The organism is Paenibacillus sp. Paensp38, assembly GCF_059491915.1.
Map to the genome: position 1 here is coordinate 4,324,093 of NZ_CP168516.1, position 21,957 is coordinate 4,346,049.

16 protein-coding genes and 1 pseudogene are annotated in these 21,957 nt (G+C 43.2%); 5 read left to right on the forward strand and 12 right to left on the reverse strand.

Going from position 1 to position 21,957, the window contains the following annotated elements; all coding sequences use genetic code 11:
* Positions 1 to 22: 22 nt before the first annotated feature.
* From ACEN8J_RS19150 to ACEN8J_RS19160, 3 genes are all read right to left on the reverse strand, one after another.
* On the reverse strand, positions 23 to 2,377 hold the full coding sequence (locus ACEN8J_RS19150; RefSeq protein ID WP_029515897.1) for a glycoside hydrolase family 2 TIM barrel-domain containing protein: 2,355 nt from the start codon (positions 2,375 to 2,377) through the stop codon (positions 23 to 25).
* Between the two features lie 79 nt (positions 2,378 to 2,456).
* Positions 2,457 to 3,251 (reverse strand): Nif3-like dinuclear metal center hexameric protein, encoded by a 795-nt coding sequence (locus ACEN8J_RS19155; RefSeq protein ID WP_029515898.1) that lies wholly within the window; start codon positions 3,249 to 3,251, stop codon positions 2,457 to 2,459.
* Between the two features lie 121 nt (positions 3,252 to 3,372).
* Positions 3,373 to 3,939 (reverse strand): 5' nucleotidase, NT5C type, encoded by a 567-nt coding sequence (locus tag ACEN8J_RS19160; RefSeq protein ID WP_483594328.1) that lies wholly within the window; start codon positions 3,937 to 3,939, stop codon positions 3,373 to 3,375.
* Between the two features lie 475 nt (positions 3,940 to 4,414).
* Between ACEN8J_RS19160 and ACEN8J_RS19165 the strand changes: the two genes are divergently transcribed.
* Positions 4,415 to 5,398, forward strand: coding sequence for a glycoside hydrolase family 5 protein (locus ACEN8J_RS19165; protein ID WP_029515900.1), 984 nt, complete (start codon positions 4,415 to 4,417; stop codon positions 5,396 to 5,398).
* A 110-nt stretch (positions 5,399 to 5,508) separates the two neighbouring features.
* Here the strand turns inward: ACEN8J_RS19165 and ACEN8J_RS19170 are convergent, their stop codons facing one another.
* The 3 genes from ACEN8J_RS19170 to ACEN8J_RS19180 are packed head-to-tail and all read right to left on the reverse strand — an operon-like array spanning position 5,509 to position 12,523.
* On the reverse strand, positions 5,509 to 7,866 hold the full coding sequence (locus tag ACEN8J_RS19170; protein WP_241113468.1) for a beta-galactosidase: 2,358 nt from the start codon (positions 7,864 to 7,866) through the stop codon (positions 5,509 to 5,511).
* Between the two features lie 21 nt (positions 7,867 to 7,887).
* Complete coding sequence (locus ACEN8J_RS19175) at positions 7,888 to 9,174, reverse strand: cellulase-like family protein (protein WP_029515902.1); 1,287 nt, start codon at positions 9,172 to 9,174, stop codon at positions 7,888 to 7,890.
* Positions 9,167 to 12,523: a DUF5107 domain-containing protein gene (locus tag ACEN8J_RS19180; protein ID WP_449291934.1), complete on the reverse strand. Its 3,357-nt coding sequence runs from the start codon at positions 12,521 to 12,523 to the stop codon at positions 9,167 to 9,169. The genes ACEN8J_RS19175 and ACEN8J_RS19180 overlap by 8 nt, the downstream gene beginning before the upstream one ends.
* 136 nt (positions 12,524 to 12,659) lie before the next feature.
* On the opposite strand from ACEN8J_RS19180, the gene ACEN8J_RS19185 reads away from it, so the two are divergent.
* Complete coding sequence (locus ACEN8J_RS19185) at positions 12,660 to 13,541, forward strand: AraC family transcriptional regulator (protein ID WP_165148193.1); 882 nt, start codon at positions 12,660 to 12,662, stop codon at positions 13,539 to 13,541.
* A 115-nt stretch (positions 13,542 to 13,656) separates the two neighbouring features.
* Positions 13,657 to 14,631: a bile acid:sodium symporter family protein gene (locus ACEN8J_RS19190; RefSeq protein WP_449291933.1), complete on the forward strand. Its 975-nt coding sequence runs from the start codon at positions 13,657 to 13,659 to the stop codon at positions 14,629 to 14,631.
* Between the two features lie 271 nt (positions 14,632 to 14,902).
* On the opposite strand, the gene ACEN8J_RS19195 is transcribed toward ACEN8J_RS19190, so the two are convergent.
* From ACEN8J_RS19195 to ACEN8J_RS19210, 4 genes are all read right to left on the reverse strand, one after another.
* Positions 14,903 to 15,328 carry a MarR family winged helix-turn-helix transcriptional regulator gene (locus ACEN8J_RS19195; protein ID WP_025719952.1) on the reverse strand — a complete coding sequence of 142 codons (426 nt, stop codon included), beginning with the start codon at positions 15,326 to 15,328 and terminating at the stop codon, positions 14,903 to 14,905.
* A 652-nt stretch (positions 15,329 to 15,980) separates the two neighbouring features.
* On the reverse strand, positions 15,981 to 17,462 hold the full coding sequence (locus ACEN8J_RS19200) for a glycoside hydrolase family 32 protein (RefSeq protein ID WP_029515907.1): 1,482 nt from the start codon (positions 17,460 to 17,462) through the stop codon (positions 15,981 to 15,983).
* A gap of 11 nt (positions 17,463 to 17,473) precedes the next feature.
* A complete protein-coding gene (locus ACEN8J_RS19205) occupies positions 17,474 to 18,709 on the reverse strand; it encodes an MFS transporter (RefSeq protein WP_029515908.1) in 1,236 nt (411 codons plus the stop codon).
* Positions 18,710 to 18,907: 198 nt separating this feature from the next.
* On the reverse strand, positions 18,908 to 19,891 hold the full coding sequence (locus tag ACEN8J_RS19210; RefSeq protein WP_029515909.1) for a LacI family DNA-binding transcriptional regulator: 984 nt from the start codon (positions 19,889 to 19,891) through the stop codon (positions 18,908 to 18,910).
* 129 nt (positions 19,892 to 20,020) lie between these two features.
* On the opposite strand from ACEN8J_RS19210, the gene ACEN8J_RS19215 reads away from it, so the two are divergent.
* Both ACEN8J_RS19215 and ACEN8J_RS19220 read left to right on the forward strand, forming a co-directional pair.
* Positions 20,021 to 20,182 (forward strand): hypothetical protein, encoded by a 162-nt coding sequence (locus ACEN8J_RS19215; protein ID WP_161626974.1) that lies wholly within the window; start codon positions 20,021 to 20,023, stop codon positions 20,180 to 20,182.
* Between the two features lie 446 nt (positions 20,183 to 20,628).
* Positions 20,629 to 21,201: pseudogene (locus ACEN8J_RS19220) on the forward strand (DinB family protein).
* 239 nt (positions 21,202 to 21,440) lie between these two features.
* Here the strand turns inward: ACEN8J_RS19220 and ACEN8J_RS19225 are convergent.
* Together ACEN8J_RS19225 and ACEN8J_RS19230 are read right to left on the reverse strand one after the other, a co-directional pair.
* Positions 21,441 to 21,614: a DUF3970 family protein gene (locus tag ACEN8J_RS19225; protein WP_080658577.1), complete on the reverse strand. Its 174-nt coding sequence runs from the start codon at positions 21,612 to 21,614 to the stop codon at positions 21,441 to 21,443.
* A gap of 6 nt (positions 21,615 to 21,620) precedes the next feature.
* Positions 21,621 to 21,899, reverse strand: coding sequence for a 3'-5' exonuclease (locus ACEN8J_RS19230; protein ID WP_080658578.1), 279 nt, complete (start codon positions 21,897 to 21,899; stop codon positions 21,621 to 21,623).
* Positions 21,900 to 21,957 lie beyond the last annotated feature (58 nt).

Sequence of the window (21,957 nt, forward strand, 5' to 3'; positions counted from 1 at the left end):
TTACTGAATCAACCTTGAATTGTCATTTATATTCTTGTTCCACTTTCAGCCTGGTTCCTCCCAGTAACCCTCCATCTGCTGATGCTTGAAGCAACAGCTCACCAGCCACATTCCCAGATTGTACAACCACAAGACACCTTCCTCTGTGTGTTCGTCTCTCATTCCCCTTGTAGGGTTCATCACTGGTGAGGTCCCCATTGTCTATTCCAAGGATGCGGCCATCACCATGCAGTTTAAAGGTTAATTCAACATCCTGGTTAGGTACAGTGATCCCGTTTGGGTCTATGACGGTTACTTCCACATGAGATATCTCATGCCCATCAGCAGGTAGAACCGTCCGATCGGCCTCCAACTTTAGAGCATAAGGAGTCCCGGCAGTAGTCAGTTCATGCTCACAAACCTTCTCGTTTCCATTACGACCCACAGCTCGGATTTTGCCCGGTGTATAGGGAAGCTCCCATAGGATTAAATGATTAGGGTAATCCACTAGCTTCCTCTCACCGTATAATTCATCATTCACGATCAATTCCACACTCTCACAATTGGTGAAGGTAACCAACCGTATCAATTTTCCACCGTAGTCAGGAAATGTCCAGTGATCTTCCATGGCCGGAGATTTCCAGTGCATTGTCCATGTCGGATTAAATTCCGATTTCATATGTTCGTTAAATGCGGCTATGTGCACAACAGGCTGATTAGACCATAAGCTTTGTTGGAGATAAGATACTGGTTTGCGGAATCCGCAAGTATCAATCAGGCCCGAAGACCACCCTTTGGAGGGATAGCTCGTTTCTCCCAAATAGTCAATTCCACTCCAAACAAATTGACCGATCACATAATCATGATTAGCGACATCAAACCAGGGATTCATAAGCAAATAACCTTTAACCCGGTTATCCTTGCCCCGATAGTATGGAAACGTCTCGGTTCCAAGGATAAGCATATCCGGCATGGCCGCCCTATAGTGCTCATACCACTGCTCCTGATAGTTTAACCCCAGAACATCCACTCGTTGTGCCAGCTGCTTAGTATGCTCCACTTTGGCCTCAATCGAACCCTCACGCAAGCTGATCGGTGTATTATGCGGCTCAAGCGCATATGTAACCGATCGGGTTGGGTCTTTTTCATGGCAGAAACCCACGAGCTGCTCCAACATTTTTAGCATGGATGGCTGCCCTTGGTTTTCCACTTCATTCCCAACGCTCCACATGAAAACACTGGGATGGTTCCTGTCTCTGAGCAACATTGCCTCCAGATCTTTTTCCCACCACTCATCATATAAATGCTCATAGAAAAGAGATTTCCACTTATCAAAAGCCTCATCAACCACCAAGAACCCCATCTGGTCACATAAATCTAATAATTCGGGCGCCATCGGGTTATGAGCAAAACGGATCGAGTTACAGCCCATTTCCTTCAGCTTTTGCAGCCTTCTTTTCATGGCTGTATCATGGTAAGCAGCCCCCAGACAGCCTAAATCATGGTGAATGCACACTCCCTTTAGCTTTAAGCTGTGCCCATTCAAAAATAAACCTTTTTGTGTATCCAGCTTCACTTCTCTTATGCCAAAAGAGGTACAATAACGATCCACCTCTGTATTGTCGCAATAGATCGTCGTCTGGGCTTCGTAGAGCACTGGGTTGTCCGGTGACCATAGTTCTGGCTCTAAAACTCGCGTTTTTTGCTCTATTTCCCCCGTTTCACAGCTCGAAAGAGTAACTCGGTTTTCCACTTTTCCTTGGATCTGTCCCTGTGGGTCCAGCATTTCAGTCATAATCGTACACTCTACGGCATGCGCGTGTTGATTAGTGACCTGGATTCTGACAGTCACCTTGGCTTCATCTGGCGAAATTTCAGGTGTGGTAATGTAAGTCCCCCATTCGGTTATATGAATATAATCCGTACAAATCAGCCAAACATTACGATAAATACCGGCCCCCGAATACCATCTGTCAGGTGAAAGAATCGTATTGTCCACTTTGACGGCAATCACATTTTCCTCATCCCACCGAATATATGGAGTCAAATCATATTGAAAGCTAACATATCCATAGGGTCGCTTGCCCACAAAATGCCCATTGATCCAAACCTCGCTGTTACTGTGAATGCCATCAAATTGTATGTATACGCGCTGTTTTGGAGAGGAGGGCTTCACATTAAAATGCTTTCTGTACCATCCGACAGACCATCTTGGCAAATAAGCCTGATTGCCACCATACAGCATATGTGGATCAAAGGACTTTTCAATGCTCCAATCATGAGGGACATGAAGGAGCCGCCAATGCTCATCGTTGTAGTCCATTTTCTCAGCACCCGCGTAATTTCCTTCTATAAATCTCCAGTCTGTTTTGAACGGCATAATCACTCTGCTTCCCATGATCTCGCCTCCATTTCATAAAGTGGATGAACGGATATAACAGCAGTGCTGGATGACCATCACAAAAAACGTGTTCTCATTACAATATTTGAAACACCGGGCGATCTTCAATAAAGTGTACGGGAAGCATCGGAAATTGGGCGGAAAGTACATCTGCGAGATACTTCATCCCAGGTGCTTCACTTTCAGCATGTCCCAGCATGATAAGTGCTCTACTGTGCCCTTGATAGACAGCATCTTTAACATATTCTGGTGTTTCCCATTCTGGGCCTTCACCGGCGATGACTACATCTACATTTTCATTTAGAAATAATGGAATGGCTAGATCGCCACCTCCCCTGTATCCTACTGAAATTCCCACTCGTTCACATGGCATGGAAACCTCGCCAGCCACCCGTACATAACGAATATGTAGTTTGGCTTTGATATATTCAGCGATCTCCTTAACTTTCATAGCTGGAATAGTCAAAATGGCGGCCGTCGGCTGCTGTTTCACCATGTAATTGTGCCAGCCAAGCGCCTGAAGAAGCCCAACCATCACTCCATCCGGTTGATAACGATGTATGGTGTCATGAAACCGATAAATGCCTATACCTGCATCGGCAATGAGGCGAGATTTTTGCGAAAAAACCGGATCATGTAGTAGACACTCATGCATCCTCTGATGACTATAAAAAATGCCTTCATGCGTAATGATAAAATTTGCACCTAGAGAAATAGCTTGTTCTATCACGTACTGTGAAGCGGAGAAAGCGGTTACAATTCCTTGCACCTCAGTATCTACAGATCCTGGGTCCAGCAGATCTACGGTGGTGTGGGGTAGGCTTATTCCCTTGGTCAGATGATTCACAATCAGACCCATAGTCATGGTCATACACGTTCCCTCCTCATGGATAATGCATAGCAATTGTACCATTTTATTTCAGCCATAGGCGCTATTCTTTCTAGCAAAACAGCCAGTTCCAGAGGAGCCAGCTGTTTTACGAATAATTCTATTATTTATACAGAACTCCTAAAATGGAGTCGATTCGTTCTTTTGCTCCTTGCCAGGATGTCATGACGGGGAACTCATATTGCTCTCTTGCTCTCAGATTCCATGGATGAGGAATACAAAGCACCTTTTTCCCCTCCTTTAGCGCAGGTACTAAATTATGAGGGCCATCATCAATCAGGAGATCATAGTTAATCAGGTTCTTTCGTTTACATGGGAAAAAGTTCTCGATCGGAATGAATGGCAAATGTCTTTGAAGCCAATTCCATTTCTCTACGACGGTCTTGGGCTCTGCCGCTGTCACAATAATGACATCAAAAGCATTGCAAAGCTTCTCCATTTCTTCTACAACATAATCGTCAAACAGTTCAAGTTCCTCAAACAAACCCGGTCGCCCATAAAATACATCATGCGTGCTTTTGGGATGACGTAGATGATCGGTGTTCCAATCTAACATTTCTTCATAACGAAGCGGATGAGTGGGAAATTCACTATTGTTATGGTATATGGCTCGTTTGACGAGATGACAGATGGTATCGTCCATATCGACTGCAATGATTGGTTTTCTCATCAGCTTGCCCCTATTCACTCTGGTAAAATTTTTCACAAGAATATCATACTATAATTTAATATCGCGGTGAAGCTTAGGTATTGCTGTCCGATAGATCTCACCTTTGTTCAAAATAATTAACCAAGAAAAACGTTAGGTCAACCTACACAAATTCGGAATATCACAGAAATATAGTTAGGTTATTTTTATCAATATAAACTAAATTTTAAACAAACATAAACAATAAATACAATGAAACCACAGAAAATAGCACTTAAATAATACATCCATGTGTTTATACTTCAAAAACACAAAAAAATAACCAAAATAACCGATTGAATAACAAAAACACAAATGATAGAATAACAAAAATAACTTTTTTCATATTTGAAAGCGCTTAATTTTGTGTTTAGCTTACTGCTATTTACACACTTACATACCTAACTTCATCTCTGTATAGCAGGAAGTTGAATAATATATTTAGGGAGGAATAAAAATGAAGGTATTGTTAAGAAAATCACTATTGTCTGGAATGATCGGCTTGCTCATCATGATTGGTTTAGGAGGAGTTTTCTCCAAGGTAGAAGCTGCTTCAGGATTTTATGTAAGCGGTACCAAATTGTATGATTCTACAGGCAAGCCATTTGTTATGAGAGGCGTCAATCATGCTCACACATGGTACAAAAACGATCTTTATACAGCGATCCCGGCAATTGCCCAGACAGGTGCTAATACCGTCCGAATTGTCCTTTCTAACGGAAACCAGTACACCAAGGATGATATTAATTCCGTGAAAGATATTATTTCTCTCGTCTCCAACCATAAAATGATTGCTGTGCTTGAAGTTCATGATGCTACAGGCAAAGACGACTACGCGTCTTTGGATGCAGCTGTGAACTACTGGATTAGTATAAAGGATGCTCTGATCGGCAAGGAAGACCGGGTTATCGTAAACATTGCAAACGAATGGTATGGTTCTTGGAATGGAAGTGGTTGGGCTGATGGATACAAGCAAGCGATTCCCAAGCTGAGAAACGCAGGTATCAAAAATACACTCATCGTCGATTGTGCCGGATGGGGACAATATCCTCAATCTATCAATGACTTTGGTAAATCTGTATTCGCAGCTGATTCTTTGAAGAATACGGTATTTTCCATCCATATGTATGAGTTCGCTGGTAAAGATGTTCAAACTGTTCGAACCAATATTGATAACGTTCTGAATCAAGGACTCGCTCTGATTATTGGCGAATTTGGCGGTTACCACCAGGGAGCAGACGTCGACGAGACAGAAATCATGAGATACGGTCAATCCAAAGGAGTAGGCTGGTTAGCCTGGTCCTGGTATGGTAATAGTTCCAATCTTTCCTACCTTGATCTTGTAACAGGACCTAATGGCAATCTGACGGATTGGGGGAAAACTGTAGTTAACGGAAGCAACGGGATCAAAGAAACATCGAAAAAGGCTGGTATCTACTAAACGTACTATCAGAAAGTAAAAAAGGCTCATGGTTGAACGACCATGAGCTTTTACATTTTTATACTTTATACTAAAAGTACCCACTGTGCGTCGAACTTACACTTCCTGGGTTATACGGTGAGTCGAATTTCATACACAGGCACGATGCTGACTGCGCCGATATCTACGATACGTTCCTTTGCCGTCTCTTTCCAGCCAGCCATAGTCGTATTGCTGTTGAGAACCTTACCTTTTTGTATTGGGGAAACATATACGTACAACCCTTGCTCGATGAGCCGATGCTCAAATGCTTTCAAGCCTATTTCCCAGGTCGTATGGTTGCAGAAATTATCGTTGATCAGTTCGCCATCCATAAAAGCATAACCGATATCTCCAGTATAATCGATACGCAGCAGAGCTTCCTTAATTCCGTGAAAGGCATCTATCTCAAAATCAATAGTAAGTTTATCGTCATTTATTTTTTTCAAATTGAAATGAATTTCTCGCTTAGGAGCCTTTAAACGATACGTTTTAAATACATTGTTTTCTGTTATGTCTAGCAGCTCTCCACCAGTAATAGATGTGATCGAGGCGGCGAAATCAGGGAATACACTCAGGGATACCATTTCTTGATCCGTCGATTCCAGCCTTAGATCGCCCTCATATACAAGTACATTGGCATTGGTCAAAATGACTCTGTCCCGGCCTTGCATGTTTACCTTCCAAAATGTAAGACTTTGCTCATCAGTCATCGTGTAGATGGCAACTTTTTTGCCACTTTCAGATACCAGATGGATGAGACTATCGTCCTCTTCAGCAACCTTAATGATCGTGTTCCCATCCAACTGCTCTATCGAGCCTTTGTCGATTGTGGCACTGATGATATCTTTTGACTCAATTTCATATCTTCCCTTCATCCCCTCTGGTACAAAGAAAAAGTAGTATACTTCTCCATCTTCTTCTATCCTTGTTATCAGCTGTACCGTAGCATATTTGAGCTTCATTCCATCTAAATTAAAGTTAAATGGCAATATAGCGAAACTTTCACGTCCTAACATCAGCTCACCTTGACTAGGGATTACAATCGTTTCCTCGGGCAGTTCAATGCTCACATTAAAATCGCACAGGTCGTCATTTTCGACATGGTCTTGGAAATTATTTAGAAACAGATAACCCGATCCAGCACTGGATCGCACTGCATATCGTAACGTATCCACATCATAAGGGTCCATCTGGGACGTATCCCCTGGCAGAATAGTCTTTGTTAGTGAGAATTGCTTTTGGAACGTTGAAAAAAAGTAATGCTGCAGCTTTGTTCTATGGTACGATTCCCTTACTTGACCGAATTCGCCGATCATGGCGTTGAAATCATAGGAGATTTTGGGGGTGGCTAGATCATTGGTGAACGGGTTAACCTTACCCCGAGGATTGGAACCCCCATGATACATGTAATATCCGATCAGATTACAGCCTTCTGCAACCTTCATGACAGTCATTGCTGGAACACTGCGGTAGGGAAATGCGAACCGATATTTATAAAACTGAACCATGCCGCCACCCATTTCACAGCAAGCGTACGGATAGTCTTCAGGTGCGTATTGAGGCTTAAAATTGTAACTCTCTGGAATCTTGTTATTATGCTTGTCGCGGAAAATGTATTCCGGTGTCGCAGGATGCTCCTCCATCCCCTCCAAACGTCCCTCTTCGTAGTAGATCCATGGCCAATAGGCATACCCGCCCCATAACGGCAGCATATCGGGTACAGGAGTTGTTGCTCCTCCCCATCCTGTGCACGTATAGATCGGAGTATCAATCCCCGCTTCCAGAGCTATTTCTTTAAGTTTTAACATATGCGAGTTACCGTCACTTCCACTGTTTAGCCACATATCATTAATTCCTACAGTCAATGCCCACTGGGCAGATGAATGATGATGCTCGTTTTCGATTTGGGTGCCGATAATCGGCCCCCCCTCCTTATATAACAGCCCTTTAACCTGGGTACCGATTTCGTTATACAATCTTCTTGTATAGAACAGATACCCCTCATCATTAGAACGAACCTCAAATGGTCGACCGAATAACCAATCTGGCATACCGCCGTTTCGAATTTCCCCATGATCAAAGGGACCGATCCGAATGATGGAGTATACCTGATGTTTGCCGCACAACTCGATGAAACGACGAAGATTCTTGTTCCCACTCCAATTAAAAACACCTTCAACTTCTTCATGTAGGTTCCAAAAAATATAAGTAGCAATGATGTTTACGCCGCCCATTTTTATTTTAATAATTTCGTCTTCCCAATAGCGTTCATCATAACGGGCATGATGGAATTCACCACAAATACCGAAAAAGGGCTCTCCGTCCTTCTCCATAAAATAGTTGGTGAATCCGATCTCCTCTCCTTTTGGGTTGGTGCCGCCAAGTTTGATATGTCCTTTAACAATATGCTTCTGATCGTCTTTAACCGCAACTCGATAGTTTCTCATGGAGTTCACTCCCCTCACTCGTTAATCTGAATTCAGGATAAATTGGTTCCACTTGCGCTGCCAAGCGATATCATTCCAGAATGGATGATGGGGAGCGCAGTTAGAACAGAGGGTCATTCCCCAGAACCCAAGTGCCATTCCTTTTCGCAACACATATTCAGCGATAAATTTGCCGACTGGGCCTTCTTCAAATTGGGCATGCAGCGGCGTGTAGCCTACATAACCTTCTCCTATGACAATTGGAATGCCGGAATGACGAGTCCATTCATGAATCTCTTCCAATCGGGTGTCGGCCTTCTGCAACATGGCCATTTTATGGTCTCCATACCGATCGTACAAAAATAAATCCCATTGATCGGGATCTACCCAGTCGTGCAAATAAATAAGTCTCATGCCGACTGGATTGCCTTCCATCCGCCAATTCTGCCCCGGAGGCAGGGTCCATTTTGCAAATGGAGGAGCGTCTTCTCTTAATAGGGATTGTACGAATGGATTGGGGAACGGCGCCAACTCATCATAAAGCGCTGCCGCTTCCATAAGCTCATTGAGCACCCCTTTAATATATAGGTGAAAATGGGCCACCTGCATATTGCGCGCGACGTAAGCCTTGGGGTAGGCTTCATTTAACGTATAACTGGCTGTCATCATCATATCAGGATGACATTGGCGAAGATATTCTATCGCTTCTTCTACGTAGGGCTGCATGGCTTCAATAAGCGCCGGTACATTCGTTTCGGCTATGCCTTCAGACGTTCCGACGGCGTTTAACTGCCCAAATTCCACTTCGTTATGCAGCTCTGTATAGATGATCTGACTCCTGTAGCCTTCTGCTGTGACGAAACGGATCAACTGATCCATTGATTTTGCAATGGCCATGAATCTCTCCTTAGGAGGAATTGCAGCTAGTTCATCTCTAAGCTCAGCATGAGCCAGAAAGCTGGGACTCTGCTGATATTCCCAAGAGGATAACATAATGTAACAGTTATGAGCCTTTGCTTGTTTGAACAGTTCGAGCAAATGAGCATGCCCGTCCAGTACTGCGCCTCCACGACAGTTATACCAACGCGTACGCTGGCCTACTTCCCCAAGGTTAGCAAACTCCAAGGGTCCGGGGCGTTTGCCATCCGCTGTAAACAACATGAATGGCATTGCACATATTCGGATCGTATTGTAGCCTCTTTCGACCGCTTCTTTAAAACGGGCTTCCAGATCGCTGTAGGGCTCACCTTCCTGTGTCATGGTATACCAAGAAAAGTCCCACATGGTGATCGTCAATTTGCGCGGTACAGTTCTCATGAGATTACTCAATTGATTTCCCCTCCCAGCTCCAGTCCATATGGTTCAACGCTCCTTGATGGTTAGCTTCTAGCTTAAGCACCGATTCAAAATGCAAGATGGCTTCGTCCTGTCGCCCTAATCCAAGCAAACCAAGTGCTTTCATATAAGTACAATGAACCTGATTACGAATATTCAGGTCATCTTCAAAGATGAGAAAGTCGGGTAACGAGACCGCGAAATAATCCATTTTCACGGGTTCGAATAAGTATCTATCGGCGTAATCAATGAGCTTGTTGAATCGACGATTGCCTTCCTTCGCATAACCAAGTTTCCGCCAGGCCAATCCTTGGTAAAATATCATATCTGGCTGTTGATCGTTATAATACATGGCATTAATGGGTTCCCCCAGTCCTTGAGAGGCCGTGGAAAAGGCCTGTCTTGCCTCATCTGTTAATTTCAATAGCTCATACGCGCAGCCCAAATAATAATAGATATCGTTATCTTGGGAACCCTCTAGCTTACCTTCGCCAAGATTCTCTGGATACACTAAAGCCTCCCGCAGCCCCTTTACAGCCTGTTCAATCCGCCCAGACCTCAGGTCGGACTTGGCAAGCTCTACCTTGGCCAGCCTATACTGTCCCGTTACCTTCCCCTCTCCGCCTTCCCATGGATGAAATATTCTCCCTGTCAGCAAGGACAACGCTATCTTATGCTGCTTCATCGTATTGTGAACGGTTACATATTCTAAAAACAGATCATCGCGAAGCTTTATGATTCCCGGATAACTCTCCATTAGATTCAATCTGTCGTTGGGCTTGATGTTCAGCTTCCTATACAGCTGGTCAAGCTCATAAAGAATACGTGCGTCTGAAGTATTGCACGCAAAGGCCTGCTCTAACGAATGGCGAGCCTTCTCTACTTGGCCTTGTTTGTTAAAATATCCAAGAGCAAGATTACGGTGAACAACGGGGTAAGTATCGTCAATGGAACGAGACATTTCCCAGCTGGAAATAGCATCCTGATGCCGTTTCTTATCATAGAGTAAATTACCTAAGTAATAATGCGCCTTGTCATCCTCCGGTCTTGTTCGAATTGCAAATTGTAACACATCCAACTCAAACAGACGGTTAGGAAAGCAGTAATCGGGTACTGCATCTGCGGCCTGAGCGAGAGCATTGTTCACCTGCTCAAGCTTGCCGATTTTAGCATAGCAGAAGGCCTGAACGTAATACAGCATAGGGTATGTTTTTGCCTGCTCTGGAGCTTCTTCCAGCACACATGCTGCATCCTCATAGAGTCCTGCCGCCGCATAGTCCGATGCTACCGCTATATAGTTGTGCACATCTCCACGCATCCATTTTTCCAGCTCTTCAAAGACCGTTTTAGCATCATCTCGTAACCCGAGAGCCTCTAAAGATAATGCTTGCTCACGGTAAGCTCCAAAATCGGCGATATCGAGCTTCATCGTTTCCTTGGAAAAGGCTATTGCTGCTTCGTTCCTGCCGAGCTTACGAAGAATAGCCGACTTCAGGTTGCGTGCCTTGTAATTGCGAGCATTTCGGATTGTCGAGCGCTCGACGAGTTCCAATGCTTCTTCATAGTTCCCTTGTTCTGTCGCAATCTGTGCCAGTGAGAAATACCCGCTGTCTTGCCATGCCGCACTCCATACTGATTTATAAAATGCAGCGAACGCCTCATCCATCCGCTCTTGGTGTTTTAGCGACAAACCAAGCTGGTAGTAGGCCTCACCATCATAGGGATTAGAGTTACGCCAGGTTATCCGCGAGATGGCTTTACGAAAGCACTCTTCACTTTCTGCATATAACCCTCTGCGAAGAAGCAACGTACCATATGCCATATTTATACGGCTGTCATTCTTATCTCTTTTCAGGCCCTCAAGGTAATACGCCTCAGGCTCAAAGGTAGCATGACGGTATTGCTCCAAGTGTTGTCCTGCTAAATACAATTCTTCGTTCGTTCTTAATTCCTCCGGTTGTGGCAGGGGGTCGGCAGCAGCCGGCATCTGCTCAACTTCCTTTTGCTTAGGCTGGTAGCTAATCAGCTCCCTTCCGGTCGCGTCTTTGACGCTTAAGCATAGATCATAATCCTCATCCTCAGCCAAAATAACTGTCTTCTGTATCAAGGCCTTATTAGGTGTCAGATCCAAGGTTTCTTGAATATAAACTTCCCGCTGGCTGCTTAATTCCACAACAGCCTCGCAAAATGACGAAGTTACATAGACGCCAATCTGTACTGTCCCTTCGCTGCGATTTAATTCCAAACTAACGGCTGCGTCAATTGAAGCGTTTTTGACCATACCAATATGTTTGTAAGGCATAAAATACTGCGAGAACGTCTTTTCTTCATACGGCTGAAGCCAAGTGAAATCTGGTTGATTATCGGTATACACTCCCGTCATCAACTCGATGTAGGGGCCGTCTTCGTCTGTTAGATTGCGGTCCCAAGCTTGGCCGAATTCGCCATTTCCCCATGTCCACTGCTTTTTCCCGGGAGAGATGTGATGGTTGGCCACATGCAAAAGCCCAGCTTGTTTCATATGGTCGTAACCACCTATGAAATTGTAATCCGATTTATAGGCCATATATGAAGTGGGAACAGGAATATTTTTGTATCGGGAGATATCTACGCCTTCAGAATAATCCATTTTATAATAAGTGCCTGTAGCAATCGGGAAACGGGATACATCTCGCTTTCCATGGTCGAACACGGCTGATACGTCTGGAGGAAAAACAGATTGCGTATGCTCATGTACTGCTACGGCTGGATTGGCCCACCATAAAAATGTTTGAGGCTCGGCAGTCCGGTTATATAGCTGGGCCCCCACTTTAAGGTATGCCTTATCCGGTTGAAGTGTAAAACCAGCTGTTACTTTCGTGCCGAACATACGATCAATTTCGCTCACCCATACCGTTGCGCTTCCGTCGTCGTGTTCTTCCAACTTGTATTCAACGGGTCCGTAAGTGTTGGGACGGTGATGCTGCGGCCAGTTGAACTCAATGCCTCCAGATATCCATGGTCCCAATAAGCCCACAAGCGCTGGTTTGATGACCCTGTTATAATAAACAAAATCATAACCGTTGGTCTTGTCGACCGCACGATAAATGCGTCCTCCCAGCTCTGGCATGATCTCAATGCGCAAATATTTATTTTCTAGGAAAACTATTTGATAATTTTCAAGTTTCTTCTCATCCTCAATTTTATCAATGACCGGATGCGGATACACTCGACCGGAACTTCCCTGATAGACACGTTTCTCCAGAAACATTGGATTTTTGTCGGGTTTGCCAATTCCATACGTGGGGATCTGCACGGTTTGCTCCCACACGCGTGCCCTAGCGTCGAAAATGCTCAATTCCATCACTCCCTCATAGTCGCTCTTATATTCAGAGCTTACAAGTAAGCGACATTACAGACAATTGACAATCTACTGTTTATGATGGACTATATACGTATTTCATCATTAGAGCCGCCTAAGGCTAGGAGATGGATAGATTATGAATAAGAAAGCTGATGGATTTGAGGGTGAAAAGTTATATGTCGTTCCACCCTATATACTGGATAAATTAAATATGAATCCGCTTACAAAAAATCTATATATTACGGATATAGGCTGCTTCAGCCATGCCCGCCATCATTTTCGTGAAAGAATGCACGGATGTGACTCTCATATATTCATCTACTGTACCAGCGGAAAAGGTTGGATACGAACAAAGGATGGCCTAACGATTGACATGACAGAGCGAGGCTTTGCGTACATTCCCAGAGACATGCCGCATGCTTATGGGGCTGACGATAGAGATCCTTGGACAATTTACTGGTTTCATCTTAAAGGGGACCAAATGGATGATTTTATAGCATTGTTTGAGCCTTTTAAAACGTATATTTCGATATCTGCCAGTGATGGAGTCAAACTACTGGAGCTATTTCATCAGTGTTACGACCTTTTATTGAATAAATCATACTCCATTATACATTTAGTTCAAGTATCGCAAACTGTCCGTTATCTGCTGAGTTTTGTTGTATCGGTTGCATTTCGCAAGGAAGACAGTACGTACCAGAGTCATGTGGATAAGGCAACACGCTATATGAGTGAACAATTGGAATCCACCGTTTCGCTTGAGCAGCTTAGTCGGCATGTTCAGGTATCCAAGCAGCATCTGAACCTGATATTCAAGCAATCCACCGGCTACTCTCCTGTCGATTACTATTTAAGAATGAAGATACAGAGGGCCAGTCAGCTTTTGGATTTGACGAATGCCTCTATTAAAGAAGTTAGCATACAACTCGGTTTTAGGGACCCTTACTACTTCTCCAGACTATTCAAAAAAATAATGGGCTGCTCTCCTTTGGAATATCGAAATAATTTGAAGGGTTAATCTATGTTCATCAGGAGCGTTCAAATTTGCTTCTATCGGGCTACCGCAAGGTCACAGATCATTTACGAATCACGGGTGCAAGGTCTATACTTAAGGTTAAAAAAGGAAGTTTTGTATGCTCCTCACGTTGAATCGTAGACTAAATGCAGCTATGCCGCTAATTACACCAATCAGCATTCTAATTGGCGTCCTAATCGGTACGCCGTTGTCAGAATATACCGAACTCTCTCCCTGGCTGTTTGCATTCATGACCTTCGCGGGCAGCATCAGTATGGGGTTTAAGGATTTTGTCCATGTGATCAAGCATCCTGGTCCGATGATCGCCTGTCTGTTTATTCTTCACCTGGCCATGCCGCTTCTCGCCATGATGCTGGGACATCTGGCCTTCAGTGATGATCCTTACACGATTACTGGACTTATTCTTGGTGCAGCTATCCCTACGGGCATTTCCAGCTTCGTGTGGGTCAACATCTATAAAGGCAATACAGCGCTGACATTGGCGATCATTTTAATTGATACGATTTTGGCCCCATTTGCCGTGCCGGGCATCATGTCCCTACTGATCGGAGCGGATGTGCAGCTCGATACCTGGGCGATGATGCAGAGCCTATTCTGGATGATTGTCGTTCCTTCGCTAATCGGCATGGTGTTGAACGAATGGACCAAAGGGAAGATCAAGCAGGTATGGGGACCACGGCTAGGACCGTTCTCCAAGCTGGCTATGGCTCTTGTCGTCATGATTAACGGATCTGTCATTGCGCCTTATCTGGTCGATTTTAATCTTAAGCTTGTCGGAGTATGCCTATCCATAATCGTCCTTGCCTCCACTGGATATGCGATCGGTTATCTGATATCAGGACTGATGCGGTGGAATAATGCAGACCGTACGGCGCTTGTCTTTAACGGCGGCATGCGCAATATTAGCGCGGGAGCCGTGCTTGCCATCACCTATTTCCCGGCCCCGGTAGCATTGCCCGTTGTACTGGGGATGATTTTCCAACAATCCACAGCATCTCTGGTCGGGTTTCTGCTGAGTCGTCGCGACCGCAGCAACGCCAAGGAAAAGCGCAATACGGCCTCTGTTTCCTAAGCAAAGGGAGCTAGCGGTCGGTGATTTCAGATGATAAAACTCCTCCTTATGAGGAGGAGTTTCGGAAGGGCGTTTCTATACGTACATGGTTGAAAGTCTAATTTAAATATGCATGCACAATCATGTAAATGGTCATTTTCCACTTCATAACATTACTATTGAATCGTGTAGGGTAATAAACTTAGCTTCCGTAAAGAGCCTTTCGCGGCACAACGTTCAAGCCATATATTACCCTAAGGAAACTAAGAACGATATACACAGGTTGCAAAGTCTAAAACAGCTTTTGCGTAAGATTTTGAAATTGTGACTTCACTCCATCTTTCTGAAGTTCTGATTGCAACACCTGATTAAAGGTTTGAAGTGCACGCTGGAATTTATTTTCACCTAGTTCCGTGATCCGAGTATACACACCTCGTCGATCATCCTCGCATGTATGCCTTTGTAAAGCCCCGCAGTTTTTGGCTTCCATTCTCACTACGAGTCTCGATGTCGCACTTTGACTTAATCCCACCAATTCTTGAAGTTGCTGCAGTCGTAATTTTTTTTCCTCGGAATTGGATATAAAACCTAAAACATAAAACTCCTTCAAAGATAAATCATAATTTTGTAGCAGGGCTTGTTCTAACTTATCATTTAAAGTGGAATGGATGTGAGACAAAGACAACCATACATCCAAAAGTTCGTTTTCATGTTGCAAGTTTAGACCACACCATTCTATATTGAAGTATTTCCAGTAAGTTTATCCTATTGTAACAAGCTTAAATGGAATGGTCAAAACCCATACCCTATTTTGAATATTACAATCCGTCGTCACCGAACCAGCATGCAAATGTAGCATAATGATTCTTGTTTCAGAGTGTCGATTTTATTGACAGTAGTCCACCCTAACTATCTTCCTATGTACATACATTGCTGCAATTAAGCTAATATAATGTGAGAAAGTGAAGATAGCAAAAAAACAGGTCAATCATGGTGGTATCTAACCATAATCGACCTGTTGAATGTAAAGGAATAGCATTTTCAAAGTGAGCGGTAACAACATCATGACGAAATGGAAGAACAACGTAGATCGTAGCAAAAGGAAGTCAGACAACAAATTTTCACATGTAGCCTTTCAAAAAGACGACACTGCATATCCAGTGTCGACTTGTTAGTGTTATTTTTAATTGTTTTTGTTTCGAAGCAACTTAATAAGGTGAACTTTGCAAATAAAACTCTTGGCCTGAACCCTGAAGACTTCTCGAACCAGTCCCTTGGGAATTCCCCCCTTCAGCCACTCTATCAAGATATATATAGATTCCATATCCTTTTACTGTATACATAATATGAACTGCAATCTTTTCATTGAATTATTCGGCTTGCCATATATCTTTCAATTTCCAATATGTCAGCCCATTTACTAGCGCCTCTCCACCCTCTGTTATGATTTCTATGCCTAGCAATTTCTCACTCGGATAGATGCGACTTGTCATCGTAGCTTGCCCTTCATTCGCAAACATTTCAATGGATGAACGATCCAGATATACATGCAATGTCAGCTGTCCCTCAGCATTGAAGGCTGTTTGACGTACTCCATCTGTCTTTTTACCTGATTTAGAACAATTAAGCATTAGTTTCTGCTCCGGAATAGAATATGTGATAACCGTTTCTTCTCGACCTCTTCCACGAAACTTCAAGCCTACCAGGTCTGCACTTGACTTCGTGAGATCGAACACTACCTTAACTTCAAGCAAGTCTTCTTCAACTTCCTTGAAGTAACTTCCAGAAATAGCACCATATTGATACAAAACATGTTTACTTTGGCGAAGTAACTTCATTTCTTCAACTGGAGTCATCAGTACTCTATTATTGTCACCCAACGTAATTAAACGTGGGATCGTCATTGCTCCACACCAGCCGTCTGCTTTCGTCGGCATATCCGATTCCCACATATCCATCCAACCAAGCGCTATGCGGCGACCTTGATCATCTAGAAAAGTTTGAACCGCATAGAAGTCATGACCAGTATCCAACTCGATGAACTCTCCATGCTTATATTCATTACTATCATAATTATATTCGCCAACATAATATCCCGTCTGGAACAAGTTATTGTACTTATCTCCTTGCGCATCAATACCTTGTGGGGAGAACATAAATATATGCTTACCGTTCAGTTCAAAGAAATCAGGGCACTCCCACATGAAGCCCATATTCTTATCTCCCTGCAGAAGCACACCATGATAGGTCCAAGTCCTAAGATCAGGAGATGTATATAGAATAACACGCGGCAGATCTTCTTTCGTGCTGTTACCTAGGATCATGTACCATGTATCCTCATGCTTCCATACCTTCGGATCACGGAAATGCTGTGAGCTATCAGTCGGAGGTTCAGCGATTACGGGATTCTGCCTTAGTTTTGTAAAATGAATGCCATCTGTGCTTACTGCCACATTTTGATTTTGGAAAAAGATATTGTTTGGTTGATCAATATAGTGATGACCAGTATAGATCAATGTCAGTTCGCCGTTATTATCTACTGCGCTTCCTGAGAAGCAACCATCAAGGTCACACGCATCTCCAGGCGCTAATGCAATCGGACAATGCTCCCAATGTACAAGGTCTTTACTCTTCACGTGGCCCCAATGCATTGGGCCCCAGTTCTCATCATAAGGATGATGCTGATAGAAGGCGTGATATTCACCTTTGAATTGAATTAATCCATTTGGGTCGTTAATCCAGTTTGCTGGTGCCATAATATGATAACCTAATCGGTACCGCTTGTTCATTTTCGCTTCTGCCTGTTTCAATGCTTCCTCAGCTTGCTTCGTATTGTTATTATATGTGTTCATCTTTCTTCCTCCTATGCTGTTTCAATATGCTTGTTAGGCTTGGGATCCAGCTTTTTCGGTTCTTTCTTTAAGGTAAAGATTGAGATTGTTGTAAAGACAAATACGAAAACACCCATAATCACGTACGTATTTGCAAAACCTCTAATGTCATAAGACATACCGGCGATTGGCGAGAAGATCGAAGCTCCTACCTGACTCATAAACTGGAATCCCACCAGATACAAGATCGAAGACAGACGCGTATCGAAATTTGCAGCCAAGTACTTAAATACGGAGATCAGCATGATTGGCAGTTCCAATGCGTGAATCAATTTCATAGCTGAGATTCCATAAGGTCCAATAACTAAGCCTGAACCCATGATCCGGAACGCCATCAAGAACCCTGCCAATATTAGACCCTTTTTTGCTCCAATTTTGTTGACAATGAAAGGCGCTAAGAACATCATGCCTGCTTCCAAGAACACTTGTAGGGAATTTAAGTAACCGTAAACTTGATTGCCTAATGCAACCGTTGAGAACGTCGATGAAAAGTAATTCGGGAACTGCTGGTCATACACATTGTAAATACAGGTAACACCAAGAACATATAAAATGAAGAACCACAAATGCTTATTTGCAAACAAATGGCCGATTTGCTTAAAGTTAACGGATTCTGCTCGCTCCATCTCGGAATCTGTCATTTCAACTTTAATTGTCATCATAATGATAAACAGAACGACAGCAGATACTGATGCAATCCAGAAGTTAATGTTAGGGTTGATATTAAAGAGCTGACCAGCGAAAAACGTTGCTGCTGCCCAACCTAGCGAGCCCCACATACGAGATTTTCCGTATTCAAAGTCATATTTTCGGCTGACTTTCTCGACATAAGATTCGATGGCTCCAATCCCTGCCAAAAAAGAAATACCCAAGTATAATCCACCTGCAATGGCACCGAGAAATACATTGTATTGAAGTAACGGCCCATAGATAAAGATATAGAAAGGACCAACAAATAAGAGCAAAGAACTGATTAGAAATAAAATATGCTTCTTTAATCCGATTTTATCAGATATATAGCCATAAAGCGGTTGCATACATAGCGCAAAGATAGCGTTTACAGTAAAGATAACACCTGTTTCAGCACCATTCAGACTGATTTCTTGCCCTAGCCAGATGGAGAACAATGAATAACTTGCTGACCAAGTAAAGAAGAAAAAGAAGAAATAGGCACTTAGTTTCCAGTACATGCTCTTTGACTTTCTCATATCGAACGCTCCTCAAGTTGAACATTTAATGTAAATGAAAGCACTTTCGTATTTACAGATCGATTATATGTCAACCGCTTTCATATGTCAACCGCTTGACATATTTTCGAAAGAAAAAGAGCTCTCCTCTTGATTTCAATTACTCTAATAAGGATAGCTCCACCTTCTATCACAATGCTGAAAACTATGGAAACTGTATTAAGCCGTACTAGCTTCAATCAGTTTCACTGGTAGATAGGTTTCTCGCGGGACATCACTGAATCCACCTTCAATTTCTTTAATAAGTAACTCTATGGAAGATCTGGCAATCTCCTGTATTGGTTGCTGAATTGTCGTTAATTCAGGGAGAAGATTGCGGGTTGTTTCTGTTCCGTCATATCCAATTACGCGAATATCTTCAGGAACACGTTTTCCTCTTCTTCTTGCTTTAGCAATAAAAGACGCAGCCACCAAGTCATTACTCGCAAACAATCCATCTACTTCAGGATGTTCATCGAGCAAGCGTTTAATCGGTTCGTCGTGATTCTGTTGGTGGAAGGGATCATGTACTTCATAGGTAATTGCCTTTCGACCATACTGCTCCATCACATCTTCATATGCTTTTCTTCTTAAGCTTGCTGGTGTTTCCAATTCAACAGGGCCATTTATGTGTAAGATATGCTTGCACCCTTTTTCAATAAGTAGTTCTGACGCCAGTTTTCCACCCATATAATTATCCGATCCTACAACTGGGATTGAATCGGATAGGAAGCGATCGATCGCAATGACGGCAATGTTCTTCTGTTCATAATTTACGATACCCCGATTGTGTGTACCAACGATAATACCGTCAACTTGATTTCGCATAAGCATATCCACATATGATTCCTCTTTATCCAGCTGATTCAAACTGTTACAAAGCAACAGCTTATAGCCTAATGACGCACAAATATTCTCTATATGAAAAGTCAGCTCTCCGAAAAATGGGTTGCTTGTAGTTGGAATGATTAATCCAATCAGATTTGTTCGTTTACTAAATAATGACCGAGCCACATCATTTGGAAAGTAATTTAGCTCTTGCATCGCTTTATGAACTTGATCCTTCGTTTCTTGACTGATATAGCCACGATTATTAAGTACGCGAGAAACCGTAGTCGGTGAAACTCCTGCTAATTGTGCAACATCGTTAAGTTTTGGTTTCATTGATTCTCCCTGCCTTCTCTCCATGCCATATCTCTAATTTTTTTCATTTTAACATGGTTAAATGTTAAAAAACATGCTTGAGCATTCTTATGGATTATTCTTCAGATTTGTCTCCCTCTAAGAATCTCCTTGGCGACAGAAGAACTGGTCAAAGAAGACGCTAAAAAACAAGGATATGATAGCGAATTTGTTGATCATTACATCATAGAAATGAGCAAAAATCCTCCTGAAGAAGCTTACACCGTATTGCCTGCGGCTGTAACCATTTCGTCGAATCGTGCCACTGCTTAATAGGCTCTATCATAAGATCATTTCAATTTTAATGATAATGGAAAACTAAAGCCTAAGCAGTCTCATTTCCCCAGATGCATGTCAGATGATAATTCAACGATCATTTTCATAATTAATGGAAACTCATTGACTCGAAGTTGTACTACTTCTTCATTGTCAATTGTTAGCGAATAATAATTTTTTAGACTAAACATTAAAGAACTAGACTGAGATAAGTTATAGACTGGCGACGCGTGGCCCGCATGCGCGGCTGCAGTTGCGCTCTCCAGCTCTTCCGGAATGAAGTCCAGCTTTGCGATCGGCGCGCTAGCGACTGCGCCCGTGTAATTAGAAAATATAGTCTTAGACTGGAAAATAAAGTATTAAAGATATAAACTACGAATATGCTTTTTTCTTGAACCCTCTCATATGATGAGAGTAATTCAGTATTCGAGGAGATGATCTTGATGAACAAGAACATAGGGATTAAGGATACTTTGGTAAGGTTCGACGAGATTTCGAAGCATTATGTTCGGGAGCTGGACAAGTATAGTCTGGCGGAACTGTGTCGCAAGCCAAGCGAAAACGAATGGTCGCTTGGGCAAATGTACCTGCATCTGCCCCATTCCACGCTGAACTTGCAGCTCCGTCTTGCGGAGCAGTGCATGGCGCTGGGTGGCGGCAACGAGGAGGGCGACGGGAAGACGTAGGCCGGTCATGCCGTGTTTGAGCAAGGGAGCTTCCCACCGGTTCGCATTCAGGTACCGGCCGACTTGCAATATACGCCCCCACAGCCAGAAAGCAAGGAGCAGCTTGTCGCCAAGCTGGAGGAAGCAAGGCGCCGCATGCATGAGATTGGGGCGTCGCTACAGAACATAGACCCAGAGCGGCTGCAGCGAAAGGCGACTCATCCGGCCGTAGCCTTCGGCGCGTTAAACGCGGTCGAATGGTTCACGATGGTGGAGATGCATTACCGTCATCATCTTCTTCAAAAGGAGCGGCTGGACGCTTTCTTACAAACTGCAGAGTTATTAGGCTAACAGGACACGATAGTTGAATGTTGACCACAACAGCGGCCAGTCTAGGAATTTATTTTCGCGTCCTTATCTGCCGCTGTTGCATTTGTCGGATCAGTCTAAAACTTTATTTTCTTCGGACAATAAAGTTGTATACCAAAATCCAATATTTGTAATTTTGATTCTTTTATCAATATATAAAAATATGTACGTTAAAATGGGGTAATACCAGCGAAATTGATACAAACCGCAATTTGTTTCCTCTAAGCTTTTAGAGGCTGATCGTTTGGACTGCTTACATCAACATAAACACGAACATATTCACTGTTTCTGTTCTGATAGGCCTTTGAACGCTTCAGCACTCTGTAGTAGTCCTCGAAGTGCTCCAAAAACTGATCAATCTCTTCAGGTATTCCTTCAACCCGTATTTTTAGCATCCTCTTTTACAACTCTTCTTTTAGCGATGAGCTTGGAGCATTTTCAACCATTTCGTTTGTGATTCCGTGGATGGCGGTCGCTTCTTCTGGAATGAGGGATACCGGCTTGATTAACGTTTCAAAAAGAGGATTTTCGTCAAGATCAATAATTGCAATCTCTACGATCTCAGAGTCGCCATCTAAACCGGTGGTTTTCACATCTAAAATGATATATTCTGATTTTCTTTGGCTAACTGAACGGTTCGAGCTTTTTGTATTGCTGCTAGTTGTTTCTCTTATTTTCACAAAAAACCAAGCTGACGATTATAAGATGGACTTTTTCTTGTACAAAAAAGAGTCTGCC

Excerpts from the sequence above, each read along its gene's own strand:
- ACEN8J_RS19190 (WP_449291933.1), top strand. The coding sequence starts at position 13,657 with ATGCTCCTCACGTTGAATCGTAGACTAAATGCAGCTATGCCGCTAATT.
- ACEN8J_RS19165 (WP_029515900.1), top strand. The coding sequence starts at position 4,415 with ATGAAGGTATTGTTAAGAAAATCACTATTGTCTGGAATGATCGGCTTG.
- ACEN8J_RS19170 (WP_241113468.1), bottom strand. The coding sequence starts at position 7,866 with ATGAGAAACTATCGAGTTGCGGTTAAAGACGATCAGAAGCATATTGTT.
- ACEN8J_RS19205 (WP_029515908.1), bottom strand. The coding sequence starts at position 18,709 with ATGAGAAAGTCAAAGAGCATGTACTGGAAACTAAGTGCCTATTTCTTC.
- ACEN8J_RS19185 (WP_165148193.1), top strand. The coding sequence starts at position 12,660 with ATGAATAAGAAAGCTGATGGATTTGAGGGTGAAAAGTTATATGTCGTT.
- ACEN8J_RS19180 (WP_449291934.1), bottom strand. The coding sequence starts at position 12,523 with ATGGAATTGAGCATTTTCGACGCTAGGGCACGCGTGTGGGAGCAAACC.
- ACEN8J_RS19150 (WP_029515897.1), bottom strand. The coding sequence starts at position 2,377 with ATGGGAAGCAGAGTGATTATGCCGTTCAAAACAGACTGGAGATTTATA.
- ACEN8J_RS19155 (WP_029515898.1), bottom strand. The coding sequence starts at position 3,251 with ATGACCATGACTATGGGTCTGATTGTGAATCATCTGACCAAGGGAATA.
- ACEN8J_RS19225 (WP_080658577.1), bottom strand. The coding sequence starts at position 21,614 with ATGCTAAAAATACGGGTTGAAGGAATACCTGAAGAGATTGATCAGTTT.
- ACEN8J_RS19160 (WP_483594328.1), bottom strand. The coding sequence starts at position 3,939 with ATGAGAAAACCAATCATTGCAGTCGATATGGACGATACCATCTGTCAT.
- ACEN8J_RS19210 (WP_029515909.1), bottom strand. The coding sequence starts at position 19,891 with ATGAAACCAAAACTTAACGATGTTGCACAATTAGCAGGAGTTTCACCG.
- ACEN8J_RS19200 (WP_029515907.1), bottom strand. The coding sequence starts at position 17,462 with ATGAACACATATAATAACAATACGAAGCAAGCTGAGGAAGCATTGAAA.